General features: G+C 64.4%; 18 protein-coding genes. 7 read left to right on the top strand and 11 right to left on the bottom strand.

Annotated elements, in window-relative coordinates; all coding sequences use genetic code 11:
- Nucleotides 1-38 precede the first annotated feature (38 nt).
- The 3 genes from phoU (at nucleotide 39) to IFT75_RS13235 (ending at nucleotide 2,810) form a co-directional block, all read left to right on the top strand.
- The gene (gene phoU / locus IFT75_RS13245; RefSeq protein ID WP_043192144.1) at nucleotides 39-797 is read left to right on the top strand and encodes a phosphate signaling complex protein PhoU; all 759 of its coding nucleotides are present in this window, start codon (nucleotides 39-41) and stop codon (nucleotides 795-797) included.
- 140 nt (nucleotides 798-937) lie between these two features.
- A complete protein-coding gene (locus IFT75_RS13240; protein ID WP_122479984.1) occupies nucleotides 938-1,843 on the top strand; it encodes a response regulator in 906 nt (301 codons plus the stop codon).
- 70 nt (nucleotides 1,844-1,913) lie between these two features.
- Nucleotides 1,914-2,810, top strand: a complete 897-nt coding sequence (locus IFT75_RS13235; protein ID WP_185794657.1) for a peptidoglycan DD-metalloendopeptidase family protein — start codon at nucleotides 1,914-1,916, stop codon at nucleotides 2,808-2,810.
- Nucleotides 2,811-2,951: 141 nt separating this feature from the next.
- On the opposite strand, the gene IFT75_RS13230 is transcribed toward IFT75_RS13235, so the two are convergent.
- The 3 genes from IFT75_RS13230 to phoB form a co-directional block, all read right to left on the bottom strand.
- Nucleotides 2,952-4,292: a hemolysin family protein gene (locus IFT75_RS13230; RefSeq protein ID WP_043192150.1), complete on the bottom strand. Its 1,341-nt coding sequence runs from the start codon at nucleotides 4,290-4,292 to the stop codon at nucleotides 2,952-2,954.
- 410 nt (nucleotides 4,293-4,702) lie between these two features.
- Nucleotides 4,703-6,004, bottom strand: a complete 1,302-nt coding sequence (gene phoR / locus IFT75_RS13225; protein WP_122479982.1) for a phosphate regulon sensor histidine kinase PhoR — start codon at nucleotides 6,002-6,004, stop codon at nucleotides 4,703-4,705.
- Between the two features lie 35 nt (nucleotides 6,005-6,039).
- Entirely contained in the window at nucleotides 6,040-6,729 is a 690-nt protein-coding gene (gene phoB / locus IFT75_RS13220; RefSeq protein ID WP_192055139.1) for a phosphate regulon transcriptional regulator PhoB, read from the bottom strand.
- Between the two features lie 144 nt (nucleotides 6,730-6,873).
- Here phoB and IFT75_RS13215 point away from each other — a divergent pair, with 144 nt between their 5' ends.
- Entirely contained in the window at nucleotides 6,874-7,269 is a 396-nt protein-coding gene (locus tag IFT75_RS13215; RefSeq protein WP_122479980.1) for a COG4315 family predicted lipoprotein, read from the top strand.
- Nucleotides 7,270-7,323: 54 nt separating this feature from the next.
- On the opposite strand, the gene ubiA is transcribed toward IFT75_RS13215, so the two are convergent.
- Nucleotides 7,324-8,214 (bottom strand): 4-hydroxybenzoate octaprenyltransferase, encoded by an 891-nt coding sequence (gene ubiA, locus IFT75_RS13210; protein ID WP_122479979.1) that lies wholly within the window; start codon nucleotides 8,212-8,214, stop codon nucleotides 7,324-7,326.
- On the bottom strand, nucleotides 8,214-8,759 hold the full coding sequence (locus IFT75_RS13205) for a chorismate--pyruvate lyase family protein (RefSeq protein ID WP_446731069.1): 546 nt from the start codon (nucleotides 8,757-8,759) through the stop codon (nucleotides 8,214-8,216). Before IFT75_RS13205 ends, ubiA begins: the two co-directional genes overlap by 1 nt.
- Before the next feature lie 180 nt (nucleotides 8,760-8,939).
- Between IFT75_RS13205 and IFT75_RS13200 the strand changes: the two genes are divergently transcribed.
- From IFT75_RS13200 to IFT75_RS13190, 3 genes are all read left to right on the top strand, one after another.
- Entirely contained in the window at nucleotides 8,940-9,107 is a 168-nt protein-coding gene (locus IFT75_RS13200; RefSeq protein ID WP_122479977.1) for a rubredoxin, read from the top strand.
- A gap of 218 nt (nucleotides 9,108-9,325) precedes the next feature.
- Nucleotides 9,326-9,607 (top strand): HU family DNA-binding protein, encoded by a 282-nt coding sequence (locus IFT75_RS13195; RefSeq protein ID WP_122479976.1) that lies wholly within the window; start codon nucleotides 9,326-9,328, stop codon nucleotides 9,605-9,607.
- A gap of 183 nt (nucleotides 9,608-9,790) precedes the next feature.
- The gene (locus tag IFT75_RS13190) at nucleotides 9,791-10,162 is read left to right on the top strand and encodes a helicase (RefSeq protein WP_122479975.1); all 372 of its coding nucleotides are present in this window, start codon (nucleotides 9,791-9,793) and stop codon (nucleotides 10,160-10,162) included.
- A gap of 16 nt (nucleotides 10,163-10,178) precedes the next feature.
- On the opposite strand, the gene IFT75_RS13185 is transcribed toward IFT75_RS13190, so the two are convergent.
- The 6 genes from IFT75_RS13185 to exbB all read right to left on the bottom strand — a co-directional run bounded on the left by IFT75_RS13185 (nucleotide 10,179) and on the right by exbB (nucleotide 16,906).
- Nucleotides 10,179-11,576, bottom strand: a complete 1,398-nt coding sequence (locus IFT75_RS13185; protein WP_192055135.1) for an aminoacyl-tRNA deacylase and HDOD domain-containing protein — start codon at nucleotides 11,574-11,576, stop codon at nucleotides 10,179-10,181.
- A gap of 88 nt (nucleotides 11,577-11,664) precedes the next feature.
- A complete protein-coding gene (recG, locus tag IFT75_RS13180) occupies nucleotides 11,665-13,740 on the bottom strand; it encodes an ATP-dependent DNA helicase RecG (RefSeq protein ID WP_192055133.1) in 2,076 nt (691 codons plus the stop codon).
- Nucleotides 13,737-14,663, bottom strand: a complete 927-nt coding sequence (locus IFT75_RS13175) for a hydrogen peroxide-inducible genes activator (protein WP_122479974.1) — start codon at nucleotides 14,661-14,663, stop codon at nucleotides 13,737-13,739. Before IFT75_RS13175 ends, recG begins: the two co-directional genes overlap by 4 nt.
- A 93-nt stretch (nucleotides 14,664-14,756) precedes the next feature.
- Nucleotides 14,757-15,500, bottom strand: a complete 744-nt coding sequence (locus IFT75_RS13170) for an energy transducer TonB (RefSeq protein ID WP_122479973.1) — start codon at nucleotides 15,498-15,500, stop codon at nucleotides 14,757-14,759.
- Nucleotides 15,497-15,922: a TonB system transport protein ExbD gene (gene exbD, locus IFT75_RS13165; protein ID WP_122479972.1), complete on the bottom strand. Its 426-nt coding sequence runs from the start codon at nucleotides 15,920-15,922 to the stop codon at nucleotides 15,497-15,499. Before exbD ends, IFT75_RS13170 begins: the two co-directional genes overlap by 4 nt.
- Nucleotides 15,923-15,925: 3 nt before the next feature.
- Nucleotides 15,926-16,906, bottom strand: a complete 981-nt coding sequence (gene exbB / locus IFT75_RS13160) for a tonB-system energizer ExbB (protein WP_192055131.1) — start codon at nucleotides 16,904-16,906, stop codon at nucleotides 15,926-15,928.
- Nucleotides 16,907-17,007 lie beyond the last annotated feature (101 nt).

Here is a 17,007-nt window from a genome sequence, read left to right as displayed (position 1 = left end):
TGGCATCATCCCGAGTGGACGCACCAAGGATTCGACCCATGATCAGTAAAGAAGGCCTCACCCATCACATCTCGCAGCAGTTCAACGCCGAACTCGAGGAGGTGCGCAGCCACCTGCTGGCCATGGGCGGGCTGGTCGAGAAGCAGGTCAACGACGCGGTCACCGCGCTGATCGAGGCCGACTCCGGCCTGGCCCAGCAGGTGCGCGAGGTCGACGAGCAGATCAACCAGATGGAGCGCAACATCGACGAGGAATGCCTGCGCATCCTCGCACGTCGACAGCCCGCGGCCTCCGACCTGCGGCTGATCATCAGCATTTCCAAGTCGGTGATCGACCTGGAGCGCATCGGCGACGAATCGACCAAGATCGCCCGTCGCGCCATCCAGCTGTGCGAGGAGGGCGAGTCGCCGCGTGGCTACGTCGAGGTGCGGCACATCGGCGACCAGGTACGCATCATGGTGCGCGACGCGCTCGACGCCTTCGCCCGCTTCGACGCCGACCTGGCCCTGTCGGTGGCGCAGTACGACAAGACCATCGACCGCGAGTACAAGACGGCGCTGCGCGAGCTGGTGACCTACATGATGGAAGACCCGCGCTCCATCTCCCGAGTGCTCAACGTGATCTGGGTGCTGCGCTCGCTGGAGCGCATCGGCGACCATGCGCGCAACATCTCCGAACTGGTGATTTACCTGGTGCGCGGTACCGATGTGCGGCATATGGGCCTCAAGCGCATGAAGCAGGAAGTCGAAGGCACCCTCGACAGCGCTAATGTTCTGGACCAACCTGACGATAAGTAAGGTGGCCCGACACGAACGCCCGGCCTTTGCCGGGCGTTTTTCATTGTGGGTCGAAGCGAGGCAGCCGTGTGGCCAGCCACGCCACGTGGCACGTGGCCCTTGGCGAGCGGTAATGCCTGCGCGGTTTTCAGGAGCGGTCGATGAGCAAGATCAGTGTACTGGTAGTGGATGACGCGCCGTTCATCCGCGATCTGGTGAAGAAATGCCTGCGCAATGCCTTTCCCGGCATCGTCGTCGAAGATGCAGTCAACGGACGCAAGGCGCAGTCCTTGATGATGCACAACAGTTACGACATGGTGCTGTGCGACTGGGAAATGCCGGAAATGTCAGGCCTTGAACTGCTGACCTGGACCCGCGAGCAGGAAAACAGCAAGACCTTGCCCTTCATCATGGTGACCAGTCGAGGCGACAAGGAAAACGTCGTGCAGGCGATCCAGGCCGGCGTTTCCGATTACATCGGCAAGCCGTTCACCAACGAACAGCTGATGACCAAGGTCAAGAAGGCCCTGGCCAAGGTCGGCAAGCTGCAGGCATTGGCCGCCGGGGCGCCGACTCGCCAGCAGGCCGCTTCGGCCTTTGCCAACGATTCACTCAGTGCGTTGACCTCGGGCCGTGCCGAGCCTGCACGGGCTGCAGCACCGGCGTCTCGTCCTGCCAGCCCACTGTTGGCAGGTGCAGCGCCGCCGCCCCCGCGAGCTTCAGCGCCCATGGGCCGCGGGCAGGGCCAACTGCGCTTGCCGGGTGGCAGCCAGCAGTGCGTGATCAAGGCCCTGAGCCTCAAGGAAGCGTTGCTGGTGGTACGCCGCGCAGCCGTGTTGCCCCAGGTGCTGGAGTTGGCCGTCCTGGACCTTGAGCAGGGCGAGAATGCCGAGGTGGCTCGTCTCAACGGCTACCTGCACGCCGTCGCCGCCTTCGAGCCCAAGCCCGACAGCGACTGGCTGCAGCTGACGTTCCGTTTTCTCGACCAGGATGCGCAGAAGCTCGACTACGTTTCGCGCTTGATCGCCCGTGGATCGGTGCAGAAACATTTCGTGCCAGGCGCCTGACAGATGGCACATTGCCGCTGCGCCGATACCTGCTAATCTTGGCGCTCGTTCCCCTTCAGACATCGCCCCCATGGTCTATCGCCTCCTGCTGATCTGCGGCCTGCTCGCGGCCGCCCCCATGGCTCAGGCGGCGACCGTCTACAAGTTCACCAATGCCGATGGCGTCACCTCCTATACCGACCGGCCCGTGCCCGGCGCGCGGGTCTTCGTGCTGCGCGAGCGCATCGTCGAGCGCATCGACCGGCAGGTTCGTCTGGAGGTGAAGAAAGGCAAGGGCAGCGCCAATTTCATGGTGCGCAACGATCTCTACGCGCCCGTCGAGGTCGAGCTCAAGCTGAGCAAGTTGCGCAACGTGCAAGGCCTGCCGCCCAGCAGCATCCGCCGGGTGGTGCCCGCGCGCAGCAGCGTCAGCCTGGTGGTGCTCACGGCCCAGCAGGCCGGCAAGCCGTTGGGCTATGCGCAAACGCTGGTGTCCTCGATCGGTGACCCGCAGGGCGAGGCGCATGGTTATCGCTATCCGTTCCCATGGCGCGGCGGACCTTTCCGCCTGACCCAGGGCCCGAATGGCAAATACAGCCATTTCGGCGCCAAGGGGCGCTATGCCATGGACATCGCCATGCCCGAAGGCACGCCGATCATAGCGGCGCGCGGCGGCACGGTGATCAAGGTGGAAAACGAGCAGGACAATCGCGGTGACAACCCGTCGGGCAACTTCGTGCGCATCCTCCACGAGGACGGCACCATGGGCGTCTATCTGCACCTGATGCGCGGTTCGGTCAGCGTCAGGGAGGGTCAGCAGGTCAGTGTCGGTTCGGCGCTGGCGCGCTCGGGCAACACCGGCAACAGCACCGGCCCGCACCTGCATTTCGTGGTGCAGCGCAACGTCGGCCTGGCGCTGGAATCGATCCCCTACCAGTTCGACCGGCCACTGGGCGTGCTCCCCAACTTTGCCGTCGGCGGCCAGTAGCCTCGTCGCAGGAACCACCCCCTGCGTGAGCAGACCTTTGTGCTACTGACCCATGTGGGAGCGGGTTCTACCCGCGAAGAGGCCAGCAAGGTCACTGCACAGTGCCCGGCCTGCTCGCAGCTGGCACCGACCTGCCACATATCACTCGATCTTGAGCACCTTGGCCAGGATGATCTTGGGCCCCTTCATCTTCTTGATGATGATGCGCAGCCCTTCGACTTCCAGCAGCTCTTCTTCCTCGGGCACCCGCTTGAGGGTCTCGTAGATCAAGCCTGCCAGGGTTTCCGCCTCGATGTGATCCAGGTCCACGCCCAACAGCCGCTCGACCTTGAACAGCGGCGTGTCGCCACGCACCAGCAACTTGCCGGGCTGATAGGCGAGGATGCCGCGCTCGGCCTTGCGATGTTCGTCCTGAATATCGCCGACCAAGACTTCCAGCACGTCTTCCATGGTCAGATAACCGATGATCTTGCCGTCTGCTTCCTCCACCAGGGCGAAGTGTGCGCCGCCCTTGCGGAACTGCTCCAGCAGGCGCGACAGCGGCATGTGCCGCGATACGCGCTCCAACGGGCGGGTCAGCTCGGCCAGGTTGAACGACTCCGGCAGGTGGTCGAGTGCGGCCAGCTCCAGCAGCAGGTCCTTGATGTGCAACAGGCCGACGAATTCTTCGCGCTCGGTGTCGTACACCGGATAGCGGCTGAATTTATGCCGGCGAAACATCGCCAGGATTTCCTTGAGCGGCGCGTTGAATTCCAGGCTCACCAGGTCTTCGCGGGAGTTGGCCCAGTCGACCACTTCCAGCTCGCCCATCTCCACTGCCGACGCCAGCACGCGCATGCCTTGGTCACTGGGGTCCTGGCCACGGCTCGAATGCAGGATCAGCTTGAGCTCGTCGCGGCTGTAGTGATGTTCGTGGTGCGGGCCGGGCTCGCCCTGGCCGGCGATGCGCAGAATGCCGTTGGCGCTGGCGTTGAGCAGGTAGATGGCCGGGTACATCGCCCAGTAGAACAGATACAGCGGCACGGCCGTCCACATCGACAGCAGCTCGGGCTTGCGGATTGCCCAGGACTTGGGCGCCAGCTCGCCGACCACGATGTGCAGGTAGGAGATGACGAAGAAGGCACTGAAGAACGACACGCCCTTGATCACTTCCGGCGACTGCACGCCGACTGCGCCCAGCAGGGGTTCGAGTATGTGCGCGAACGCCGGTTCACCGACCCAGCCCAGGCCCAGCGAGGCCAGGGTGATGCCCAACTGGCAGGCGGACAGGTAGGCGTCCAGCTGGCTGTGCACGGTACGCAGGATGCTGCCGCGCCATCCATGCTTCTTGGCGATGGCTTCCACGCGCGTCGAGCGCAGTTTGACCATGGCGAACTCGGCGGCAACGAAGAAGCCGTTGAGCAATACCAGGAACAGAGCGAAAAGAATCATGCCGAAGTCGGCGAACAATGACGAAAGGGAGATGCCTGTGGAAGGGTCCATGGTGGCGTTTTACGGTGTCCGTGTGCTGGAAGGGAAGTGAGGCGATACCCGGCGCGGGTAATGTGTTTGGCAATGTAACGGCTGGGCGGGCACTTGCCTAGTGGGGTGCGCCGATAAGGCTGCCATATGCAGCGTTCTCCCAACAGACTGCAGCGCCTGCTTCGCGGCCAATGGCCTCTCCTGCAGGAACACCACGATTCCCGTAGGATCGGTCCGTGGCCGCGAAGGGCGCGCCGCTCCCCCCTGCACCGTAGCGCCTGCTTCGCGGCCAATGACCGCTCCTACAGGAACACCACGATTCCCGTAGGAGCGGTCCGTGGCCGCGAAGGGCGTGCCGCGCTCCCCCCTGCACCGCAGCGCCTGCTTCGCGGCCAATGGCCGCGCCTGCGACAGGATCGCGCCCTGCGCGGTTACCGAATCACCACCTGCACCGCCGAGAAGTGGCAGGTGAAGAGGCTGCCACGGCCCGGCACGCTACTGATCTCCAGCGTGGCCCGATGGCGCAGCAGCACGTGCTTGACGATGGCCAGGCCCAGTCCGGTACCGCCGGTGTTGGAAGCCCGGCTCGAGTCCACTCGGTAGAAGCGTTCGGTGAGGCGCGGCAGATGCTTGGCGTCGATGCCGATTCCCGAATCCTGGACCCGCAGATGGGCGCCCTGGGCATCGGCCCAGCAGCGCACGCGGATGGTCCCCTGTTCCGGCGTGTATTTCACCGCGTTGAACACCAGGTTGGAGAACGCACTGCGCAACTCGGCTTCGCTGCCCTTGAGCAGTACATCGTTTTCGATGTCCAGGCTGATCGTCTGGTTACGCGGCCCGGACAAGGCCCGCGCGTCGCTGACGATGCTCTGCAGCAGAGGCGTGACCGCCACCGGCAGGTTGTCCGAGGGGTAGTCGGTGGCTTCCAGTTTGGCCAGCAACAGCAGATCGTTGAGCAGGGTCTGCATGCGCACGCCTTGCTGCTCCATCTGCTGCAGGGCCCGGGTCCAGCGTGGATTGACGTTTTCGACGTTGTCCAGGAGGGTTTCCAGGTAGCCGGTGATCACCGTCAGCGGCGTGCGCAGCTCGTGGGACACGTTGGCCACGAAATCCTTGCGCATCTGCTCCAGCTGATGAATGCGGGTCACATCGCGCACCAGCATCAGGTGTTCGTTGTTGCCGTAGCGGGTGATCAGAAACTGCACGCGCAGGCGGTCGTTGACCGGCGAGGGGATTTCCAGAGGCTCGGCGTACTGCTCGTGCGCAAAGTATTCCTTGAAGCGTGGATGGCGTATCAGGTTGGTCACCGGTTGGCCGCTGTCCTGTGGGGTCTTGAGCCCCAGCAGGGTTTCGGCGGCGCGGTTCCACCATTCCAGGTTGCCGTCGGCGTCGAGCATGATCACCGCATCGCGCAGCGCCGCAGTGGACTCCTGCACGCGGTCGATCACGGCCTGCAGCCGCCCGCGCGCGCGCTGATCGCGGCGCTGCATGTGATAGATGCTGTCGAACACTTCACCCCACAGGCCATAACCGTCGGGCGGCGGTTGGTCGGGCTGGTGCTCGCGCAGCCAGCGGTGCAGGCGCAACAGTTGCTTGAGGGTCCAGGCCAGGTACACCGCCAGCCCCGCTGCCAGGCACCAGCCGTAGTGGCCAGTGAGCATCCCGACCAACAGGCACCCCGCCACCAGCAGCAGCATGTGACGCACCAGGGTGGCATACCAGTCTTGTTTCACGTATCGCGCATCCTTTGCTGTGAAAGCCTGCCGGTTCAGTTCTTGGTGGAGAAGCGGTAACCGGTGCCGCGCACGGTTTGTACCAGATTTTCGTAGGCGTCACCCAGGGCTTTGCGCAGGCGCCGGATATGCACGTCCACGGTGCGCTCTTCGACATAGACGTTGCCACCCCAGACCTGGTCGAGCAACTGCCCGCGGGTGTAGGCACGCTCCTGATGGGTCATGAAGAACTGCAGCAGGCGGTATTCGGTGGGGCCCATTTCGGCAGGCTTGCCGTCGATGGTGACGCGATGGCTGATCGGGTCGAGCAGCAGGCCGCCGACTTCGATCGGCGATTCGCCATCGCTGGGGCCGGCGCGGCGCAGCACGGCCTTGAGCCGGGCCACCAGTTCGCGCGGCGAGAACGGCTTGGTGATGTAGTCGTCGGCACCGACTTCCAGGCCCTGGATCTTGTTGTCTTCCTCGCCCTTGGCGGTGAGCATGATGATCGGGATATCGCCGGTCAGCTCGTCGCGCTTGAGGCGCCGGGCCAATTCGATGCCCGAGGTGCCGGGCAGCATCCAGTCGAGCAGGATGAGATCGGGTTTGCGGTCGACGATGATCGCGTGGGCCTGCTGCGCGTTCTCCGCCTCGAGGCTGTCGTAGCCTGCCATTTCCAGGGCCACGGCGATCATTTCGCGGATCGGTGCCTCATCGTCGACGATGAGAATGCTCCTGCCAGCCATTGTGCGAACCTCTTGTCATTACCCTGTCATGCGCCGCATTAGATAACGCAATTATTGCAGTCGTGTGACAGGTGTTCGAGCGTATCAAATTAGTCAGACTGTACTAAGCTGTAAATCCCTATTCATTGAAGACGAGAAGCACTCATGAAGACTCGCACGACTTCGGCCTGGACGGCCCTGTGTGGCGCCCTGGCGCTGACGCTGTCCGGCATGGCGATGGCCGCCGATCATCCGCGCCTGGAACCGGGCAAGGCATTCGTCGATGGTCGCGGCATGACGCTCTATACCTACGCCGAGGACGAAGACGGCAAATCGACGTGCAACGCCGACTGCGCCAAGAACTGGCCGCCGCTGATGGCCGACAAGGGCGCCAGCGACGATGGCGACTGGACCGTGCTCAGCCGCGACGACGGCAGCCTGCAATGGGCCTACATGGGCAGCCCGTTGTACACCTACAAGGGCGACAAGAAGCCTGGCGAAACCAGTGGCGATGGCAAGAAGGAGAATGCCTGGCAGGTGGCGCGCCCTGTAGAAGACTGATCCGCTTCGCGCGCTACGCTGCAGCTGCCAGGGACGGCATCGACGCAACGCGCCTCAACGCAACGCATAGTCGAGCACGATACCGACGAAAATCGCCAGGCCCACCCAGTGGTTGTGCAGAAATGCCCTGAAGCAGGCCATCCGCTCGCGCTCGCGGCTGTGCCACCACTGCCAGCCGAAGCACACGGCGGCTACCGCCAGGCCTGCATGAAACCAGCCGCCGAGGCCGAACCGCGCGCCGGCCAGCAGCAGGCAGGCCAGCGCCAGCCCCTGTAGAATGACGATGATCAGCCGATCGGCAGCGCCGAACAGGATGGCGGTCGACTTCACCCCGATGCGCAGGTCGTCGTCGCGGTCGGTCATGGCGTAATAGGTATCGTAGGCCACCGTCCACAGCAGGTTGGCGATCCACAGCAGCCAGGCGGCGGCTGGCAGCTCGCCGGTTTCGGCGGTGAACGCCATCGGCATGCCCCACGAGAACGCCATGCCCAGCACCACCTGTGGGTAGTAGGTGTAGCGCTTCATGAACGGGTAGCTCGCCGCCAATACCAGACCGCCGACCGACAGGCCGATGGTCTGGGCGTTGGTGCACAGCACCAGAATGAAACTGATGCTGACCAGTACGGCAAAGAACACCAGTGCTTCCTTGCTGCTGATCTTGCCGCTGACCAGTGGCCGCGCTTCGGTACGTTTGACGTGTCCGTCGACCTTGCGGTCGGCGAAATCGTTGATCACGCAGCCGGCCGCACGCATCAACACCACGCCGGCAACGAAAATCGCCAGGTTGGCCAGCGAAGGCCGACCTTCGCCGGCGATCCACAAGGCCCACAGCGTCGGCCAGAGCAGCAGGTAGACGCCGATGGGCTTGTCCATGCGCGTGAGCTGGACGAAATCCCAGGCGCGCGGGTTCAGCCGGTTCAGCGACTTGAGCAGGCTCTGGTACATCAACGGCTCTCCACTTGGGTACGAACGGCTTGCCACAGCGGCGGCAGGAATACTTCGGCAACCAGCACCGCCAGCGGGCCGCGGTCGAAACGCGAGCGCCGCGCCCACAGGCCCTCGCCAGCCTGCTGCGCGGGCAGCCACCGGGCCGGGTAGCGGCAGGTCTGGATGGGGCCGCGGACGAACGCCGGGTCGCAGAACAACAGCTCGCCCAGCGAACGGTTGCCCAGCGCCTGCAGATCCAGGTCGCTGGCCTGCAGGCCGCTGCGCGCCGCCACGCTGCGGGCGAACACCCACGGCTGGCCGTGACCGAGCAGGCAGACCTCGCGCACCCAGCCCTGGCTGGCCGGCGGCACCCCCAGCGCCAGGCATTCTTCATCGCGCAGCGGCTGCCAGTCCTGCAGCAGCACGGTGACGCCGAAATGATCATCGCTGAGCTGGATCAAGCGGCGGGTCAGGGAGCCTGGGTCGAACAGCCAGTCGTGTACCAGCGGTTCGGCATCGGCCAGGCATTGCCAGTCGGGGGAGGGGTATCCTGAGTGGGGCACGTTAGTGGATCGGGTCGGCCGGAAAGACGCCGAGCTTATCATGTTTGCCAACGCCGATTGGCTGCCCGCGCCTGATGAAGCTTGCATCGCACGGCGTTGATCAGTACAAACCGCGAGAGCCGGGCGACAACGTCACACCATCGAGCGCCCGCCAGACCGCCTGAATACCAAGGGGAAATGATGAAGAAGTGGCAATGTATCGTCTGTGGCCTGATCTACAACGAAGCCGATGGCTGGCCCGAGGACGGGATCATCCCCGGAACCCGCTGGGAAGACGTGCCCGAAGACTGGCTTTGCCCCGATTGTGGCGTGGGCAAGATGGATTTCGAAATGATCGAGATCGGCTGATTGCTACCCACAGGCAGGCCCGGCGTGCGGATCGGCGCCGTTCTGTCGGAATAACCGGCATCTGGCCGCAACAAACCCGTGGCAGACACTGGCGCGCCCTCGTGCAGCGTGCCATTCTCACTCCGTCTGCCGCAGCGTAGAGCCTGCGGCGAGTTGGGCGTCGCCGTCCTCCAGGCAGCCGCCAATAAAAACAAAAACCGTCAATGAGAGGCTTCACCATGCGTAAACCAGAGCTCGTAGATGCCATTGCTGAAAAAGCGGACCTGACCAAGGAACAGGCCAACCGCGTCTTGAATGCCGTACTCGAAGAAATCACCGGCGCACTGCATCGCAAGGACAGTGTCACCCTGGTGGGCTTCGGCACCTTCATCCAGCGTCACCGCGGCGCCCGCACCGGCAAGAATCCGCAGACCGGCGAGCCGGTGAAGATCAAGGCCAGCAATACCGTTGCCTTCAAGCCTGGGAAATCTCTCAAGGACAGCGTGAACACCACCAAGTGAGGTGTCTGCTGCCGCGCCGCTGAGCGCAGTCCCATGGCACCCGGTTCGCCGGGTGCCTGCGACGTACGCGCCGCCGCCACTGCCGGCATACCTGCCAAACATCGTGCCCAGGCGTAGCCGGGCTGCCTTGGCCAAGGCATTGCCGGTACACTCGCCGGCACTTTCCCGTGCCGAGACTTCGCCATGAAATTCCGCCTTCTGCTCTGGGCCATGGGCCTGATGATGGCCCGCGCCAGCCGCAACAATCCGGCATTCGCCCAGCAACTCAAGGACAAGGACCTGGTGTTCCAGCTGCAGACACAGGACGGCAAGATCGCTCGGCACTTCACCGTGCGTGATCAACGCGTGACCAGCCGCAGCGGCAGCGTGGCGCAGCCGGCCTTCGCGATTGCCTTCAGGGATGCCGGATACGGCTACGACACCTTGCAGGCCAGCAATAAACAGCTGGCCTTCATGCAAGGCATCCAGGACAAGCACATTCAGATCAAGGGCAATCCGGCACTGGTCGTGTGGTTCCAGGGCGCGATGAAGTACCTCAGGCCGAAAAAGCGCTGAGGCACCCGCGCACCGGTCAGTCGAACTGGTGGGTCAGCTCGCGCAACAGCGCTTCGGCTTCCAGCACCTTGCTCACGACATCTTCGGCCTTGTCTCGGCTCAGCTCCAGGCGTTCGAGCAGGGCGTCCGGAATGTGTTGCTCGCCACTGCCGATACCGCGGCTGCGCAGCAAGCGGATGGCCAGGCAGACCAGGTTGGCGTAGGCGGCGTGCTCGCCGGTGTAGCCAGGGTCATGCTGAAAGCGCAGCGCCGTGCTCAGCTCTTCCGGCATTTCCCAATAGCGCATCAGCCAGGCACCCATCTGCTCGCGGGTGACACCCAGCAGGTGCTGCTCGACGAAGTCATGTTGCAGATGCGGATTGACCTCCAGGTGGCGACAGATCAAGGAAAAATGCGGCGGAAAGACGTGGGCGAGCAGCAGGTAGCCAAAGTTGTGCAGCAAACCGGCCAGATAAGTGAGGCCTGCCTCCGGACGACTGGCCCGAGGCATGGCACGCGTCAGGCCTTCGATCACCGCTGCGACGTAGATGGACTGGTGCCAGTAGGGCGTGGCGTGCTGAGGATGATCCTTGGGCAGGCTCATGGTCTTGCCCAGGGCGAGGCCCAGCGCCAGGTTGATGACCAGGTCGAAACCCAGCACGCGGACGATGGCATCTTCCACCGAACGGATCTTGCCCGGTGACGCGTAGTAGGGTGAAGCGGCCCAGCTGACCACTTGCGCGGCCAGCGCCGGGTCGGTTTCGACCACGCCGGTGATGTCGTCGATGGTCGCGTTGGGGTCGACACGCAGCTTGATGATTTTCTGCGCAGTGGCCGCCAGCGGTGGAATCTCGATGGTCGACTCCAGGCGCTGCTGGATTCGCCGTGCAGTGAAATTCTGCACGGCGCGGTCGATTTCCTGGCTGTCGTCGTCGGGACGATCAAGGTTGGGGCGAACATTGGCCAGTGGTTCGCCAAACACGCCCGAGCTGGCCTTGGTGAGCATCTTGCGGAAATCGTCGCCGCTGATCTCCAGCCATGTACCCGGTTCCCCGGAACTGATCAGCAGCGTGGGTTCGAGCATCAGGCGCTCATCGTACAGGCACGGCGAACTGGTGAGGATCGGCAGGGCCGGGAGCACGGTCAGCTGGTGCTTGCCCAGCATCTTCATCAGGCGCTCTTCGGGCACCGCGGTGAGCTTGCGCCCAGTCAATTCGGCCAGGCGGCTGAGGTCCAGCAGCTTGCTCTGCGGAAACAGCACCATGAGCGCGCCGATCGCATCGGCCAGCAGCACGGCCTGGATCGTACGACTGGCATCGGCAGCGGTCACGTGCTGTGCGTCCACCTGGCTCCAGGCGATGCCGAAATCGTCGAGCATCTTCTGGATCACCGAGGCGGCGTGCGGAGTGACGGCTTCCAGCGCATATTCATTCATGGTCTGCATCCATTGTCCTACATTCGTCTCAGTATACTCAGCTTGTCTGGGAAACCGAGACCTCTATCGCGCAAGTTTCCGGCGCGCGTCAGACTTGACCGTATTGCTGCCCGTGGCGCAGCCAGCGTTCCAGCAGCGGCGTGACGTGCCCGGGCCAGCGTTCGATCAGCACTTGAGCAGCGTCGCGCACGGCCGGCAGCAGGTCGGCGTCGCGCATCAGGTCGGCGACCTTGAACTGCAGCAGTCCGGTCTGCCGGGTGCCGAGCATCTCGCCAGGGCCCCGCAGCTGCAGGTCCTTTTCGGCGATCACGAAGCCGTCATTGGTCTCGCGCATGATGCCCAGCCGTTCCCGACCGATCTGCGACAGTGGCGGGTGGTAGAGCAGCACGCAGTGGCTGGCGGCACTGCCGCGACCGACTCGACCGCGCAACTGGTGAAGCTGGGCAAGCCCGAGACGTTCCGGGTTCTCGATGATCATCAGGCTGGAGTTGGGTACATCGACCCCGACTTCGATCACCGTGGTAGCGATCAGCAGCTGCAGTTCGCCGGCCTTGAACAGCGCCATCACCGCGGCCTTCTCGACCGGCTTCATGCGCCCGTGGATCAGTCCGACGCGCAGCTCGCCAAGGGCCAGGGTCAGCTCTTCGAAGGTACTCTGCGCGGCCTGACAGGTCAGCTCTTCGGATTCCTCGATCAGGGTGCAGACCCAATAGGCCTGGCGGCCCTCGGCACAGGCGGCGCGCACCCGCTCCACCACTTCCGGGCGACGACTGTCGGCCACCAGCACGGTGTTGACGGGCGTGCGCCCGGGTGGCAGCTCGTCGAGCACCGAGGTGTCGAGGTCGGCGTAGGCGCTCATGGCCAGGGTCCGCGGGATGGGCGTGGCGGTCATGATCAACTGGTGCGGGCACAGGGTGCCGCCCACGCCTTTCTGCCGCAGCGCCAGACGTTGCTGCACGCCGAAACGATGCTGCTCATCGATGATCACCAGGGCCAGGCGGGCGAACTGCACCTCGGCTTGAAACAGCGCGTGGGTACCCACCACCATGGGCGCGCCGCCGACGATACGCTCCAGTGCACTGACCCGCGCCTTGCCCTTGAGCTTGCCGGCCAGCCACGCGACTTCGATGCCCAGCGGTTCGAGCCAGCGCTGGAAGGTGATGAAATGCTGTTCGGCGAGAATCTCGGTCGGCGCCATCAGGGCAACCTGATAGCCCGCCTCCAGCGCCTGCAGCGCAGCCAGCGCAGCCACCACCGTCTTGCCGGCGCCGACGTCGCCCTGCACCAGGCGCAGCATCGGCTCCGGCTGACTCAGGTCGTAGGCTATTTCCGCGCCGACCCGACGCTGCGCCCCGGTCGGTGCAAAACCCAGGTTGTGCAGGTAGCGCCCCGGCAGGTCTTTGGCCAGGGGCAGGGCGGGTGCACGCTGGGCACGCAGGCTTTCGCGCAGGCGTTGCTGCGAAAGCTGATGGGTCAGCAGCTCTTCGAAGGCCAAGCGGTGCTGAGCCCAGTGATGACCGACCGCAAGCTCCTCGAGATCGGCGTCCGGTGGTGGACGATGCAGGTAGCGGATCGCTTCGTCCAGCGGCGCCAGTCGATGCTCGCGCGCCAACTCCAGGGGCAACCAGTCGGGCAGGCTGCGCGGCCCCAGCAGGTCGAGGGCCTGCTGGGACAACTGACGCAGACGCTGCTGGGTCAGGCCTTCGGTGGTCGGGTAGATTGGCGTCAGGTTCTGTTCGACCGGAATGTCTTCTTCACCGGTCAGGACGCGGTATTCGGGGTGGTAGATCTCCAGCCCCGAAGCGCCGGGCCGCGCTTCGCCGTAGCAACGCAGGTGCGTGCCGCGCTTGAGCGCTTCCTTCTGGGCATTGCTGAAGTGATAGAAGCGCAGGCTCAACGAACCGCTGCCATCGCCCAGGCGTACCAGCAGGCTGCGTCGCTTGCCCATGGACACGTCGGCGCCACTGACCACCCCCTCGATGACCGCATCCTGGCCGGGATGCAGGGCGCCGATCGGCACCACGCGGGTACGGTCCTGATAGCGCAGGGGCAAGTGGAACAACACGTCCTGCAGGTTTTCAAGACCGACCTTGGCGAGTTTTTCCGCCATGGCCTCGCCCACGCCCTTGAGCGCGGTGACCGCTACCTGAGCCAGCTCGGTCATGGCGCGTCGCGGCCCACCGGTTTGGCCACCGAACACAGACGGATCGAGTCGGCGAGGATCTCGATCGCCTTGGGCCGCGGGAAGCTGGCGCGCCAGGCGATGGCCACGGTGCGGAACGGCGTCGGCGGGGTCAGTGGGCGGACTTCGATGATGCCGGGGGCGTAGTGATGGCTGTCGACTGCCGAGAGCGGCAGGATCGAAACACCCAGGCCCGACGCGACCATGTGCCGAATGGTTTCCAGCGAACTGGACTCGACGGTGGTGTGCTTGGCACCCTCCGAACCCTTGGTCAGGGTGGGGCAGGCTTCCAGTACCTGGTCGCGGAAGCAGTGGCCTTCACCCAGCAGCAACAGGCTCTTGTCGTTGAGCAGGCCCGAGTCGATGGTTTCCTTGCGCGTCCATGGGTGGTCGGCAGGCATCAGCACGTAGAACGGCTCGTCATAGAGCGGCAGGGTCAGTACATCGGCTTCGTTGAACGGCAGCGCGATGATCACCGCGTCCAGCTCACCGTTGCGCAGCTTGTCGCGCAGGATGTGAGTGAAGTTTTCCTCGATGTACAGCGGCATCTGCGGCGCAACGCGGTGCAGCTGCGGAATCAGGTGCGGGAACAGGTACGGGCCGACGGTGTAGATGGCGCCGACCTTGAGCGGGGCCGTCAGCTGGTTCTTGCCAGCCTGGGCCAGTTCGCGAATACCTTGGGCCTGCTCGAGCACCTTCTGTGCCTGGGCGACGATGCCTTCACCCACCGGGGTCAGGCGCACGGCGCTCTTGCTGCGTTCGAAGATCAGCACGCCGAGCTCGTCCTCGAGCTTCTTGACGCCTACCGACAGGGTAGGCTGGCTGACGTGGCAGCGTTCGGCAGCGTGGCCGAAGTGTTGTTCCTGGGCCAGGGTAACGATGTAGCGCAATTCTGTGAGGGTCATAACGTGCGTCCATGAAGTTGCGAGCCCAGCATAGCGGCTGCAACCGATAGACGCACGTTATCAACCGTGCTGAAACGCATCAATATCCGCGATTCAGCGCTTGTCCAGCGAGTAGACGAAAGGTGCGACCACTTCCAGGCTGCCGTTAACCAGAATCTCGGCCGGCGGCTTGGGCAAGGGTTGCGCTCGACGGATCATCTCCATGGTCGCGCGATCCAGTGCGGCACTGCCTGAACCGCCGGCCAGGGAGTAAGACAACACCTTGCCGTCGGCGTCCACCACGAAGCGCAAGCGGTTGACCCCGGTCATGCCGCGACGACGTGCGTCTTCGGGGTACTTCTTGTACTTGGCCAGATGACGCAGCAGGTCGCTCTGCCAGCTGGGCAGCGCGTTGCTGTTGGATGGCACACTTGGCGCGGGCGCTGCCGGCTTGGCCGGTTGCGGGGGAGCAGGGCGGCTGTCGACGGTCTGTTCGGCCGGCGGTTGCTCCTTGGGCGGTTCGGGTTTCTTCTCGACCTTGGGCGGCTGCGGTTTGGGCTTGGGCTTGGGCGGCGTCGGCTTGGGCACGGAGATGGTCGGCTTGGGCGCTTCGGCCAGCTTCGGCAACGGATCCTCTACCACCGGTTCGGGCGGCGGAGGGGGTGTGACGACCTGGGGTGGCGGCGGTGGCGCAGGCTCGGGCAGCGGCGCCATCTCCACCATCATGGCCTGCGGCGGCAGCTCGATAGGCTGCGGCGCGGGCCAGTTCAAGGCAATCACCACGGCAACTGCGTGCACGCCGAGGACTACCGCCAGACTGGCACCATAACGCGTCGTTTTCTGGCGCGTCGTGATCATTGCTTGGCTGCCGTCTCGAGTCCGACCAGGCCTACCTTCAGGTAGCCCGCGCCGCGCAGGGTGTTCATCACTTCCATCAGGTCGCCGTAATCCACGCCCTTGTCGGCCCGGAAGAAGATGGTCGTGTCCTTGTTGCCGTGAGTCTTGGCGTCGAGAATCTGGCCCAGCTGCGCACGCTCGATCCGGTCATCGCCCACGTACAGGTTCTGATCGGCCTTGACGCTCAGGAATACCGGTTTTTCGGGCCGCGGCGCCGGCTTGGCGGTGGACGCGGGCAGGTCGACCTTGATGTCCACAGTCGCCAGGGGGGCGGCGACCATGAAGATGATCAGCAGCACCAGCATGACGTCGATGAACGGCGTCACGTTGATTTCATGGTTCTCGGCGAGATCATCGCCGCCTTCGTTCAGGTGCAGGCCCATAGGTCAGCCCACCTTGACCATCTGCGGCTGAGCTGCGCGCTCGCCTGGCTGGTGGTCCAGGTCGCGGCTGACCAGCAGCAGCACCTGCGCCGAAGCGTCCGATACCTGCGCCTTATAGCCGGCGATGGAGCGGGCGAAAACGTTGTAGATGACCACCGCGGGAATGGCCGCCACCAGGCCCAGTGCCGTGGCCAGCAGGGCCTCGGCGATGCCGGGTGCGACCACCGCCAGGTTGGTGGTCTGGGTCTTGGCGATGCCGATGAAGCTGTTCATGATGCCCCATACGGTGCCGAACAGGCCGACGAAGGGTGCGGTGGAACCGATGGTGGCCAGCACGCCGGTGCCCATGCTCATGTTGCGGCCGCAGGCAGCTACCAGGCGCTCGAGACGGAAGCTGACGCGCTCCTTTATGCCTTCACGCTCGCGCGCATTCGCCGACAGGTGCATTTCTTCGAGCGCGTCGTGTACCAGCAGGTTGGCCAGCGTGCCCTTGCGGGTGGCAGTCTCGCTTGCCTGCTTCAGGTTGGCGGCCTTCTTCAGCGCGGCAATTTCACCTTTGAGGCGACGCTTGGCGCCCAACAGCTCGAAGCCCTTGGCGATCCAGATGGTCCAGGTGATGATCGAGGCGATGGCCAGGCCGATCATTACGGCCTTCACCACGATGTCGGCGTTCTGGTACATGCCCCAGGGCGACAGGTCGTGGCCCATGCCCAGGGTGGTGTCCTCGACCAGCGCCTGCTCGGCCGGCGCCGGGGCCAGTTGCTCGGATCCCTGCGCAGGAGCCGCAGCAGGCACGGTATTGGCCGGTGCGGCGGGTACTGGTGCCGCGGCTGCGGTGCTGGCGGGCGCCGTATTGGATGCATTGTTCGGAGCGGTGGCGTCGGCGAATGACAGCGGGGCGATGGCCAGGCCCAGCAGCAACGCTGCAATGGCGCTCCATGCGCGTGGCTGGTTTGGCGAAGCGGAAGGGTGTTTGCGAATCATGCTGGCCGGACCTGAGAAGAGAGAAAAAGGGGTCAACGTTCTTCAAGGCCTCGCGAAAGGCCGAGAACAGATTGGGGAAGTATTATTGCAAGTAATTCTTG

Source organism: Pseudomonas sp. CFBP 8758 (assembly GCF_014841725.1).
In the GTDB taxonomy this organism is placed as follows: domain Bacteria; phylum Pseudomonadota; class Gammaproteobacteria; order Pseudomonadales; family Pseudomonadaceae; genus Aquipseudomonas; species Aquipseudomonas baltica.
This window is presented reverse-complemented; position numbering and strand designations above follow the sequence as displayed.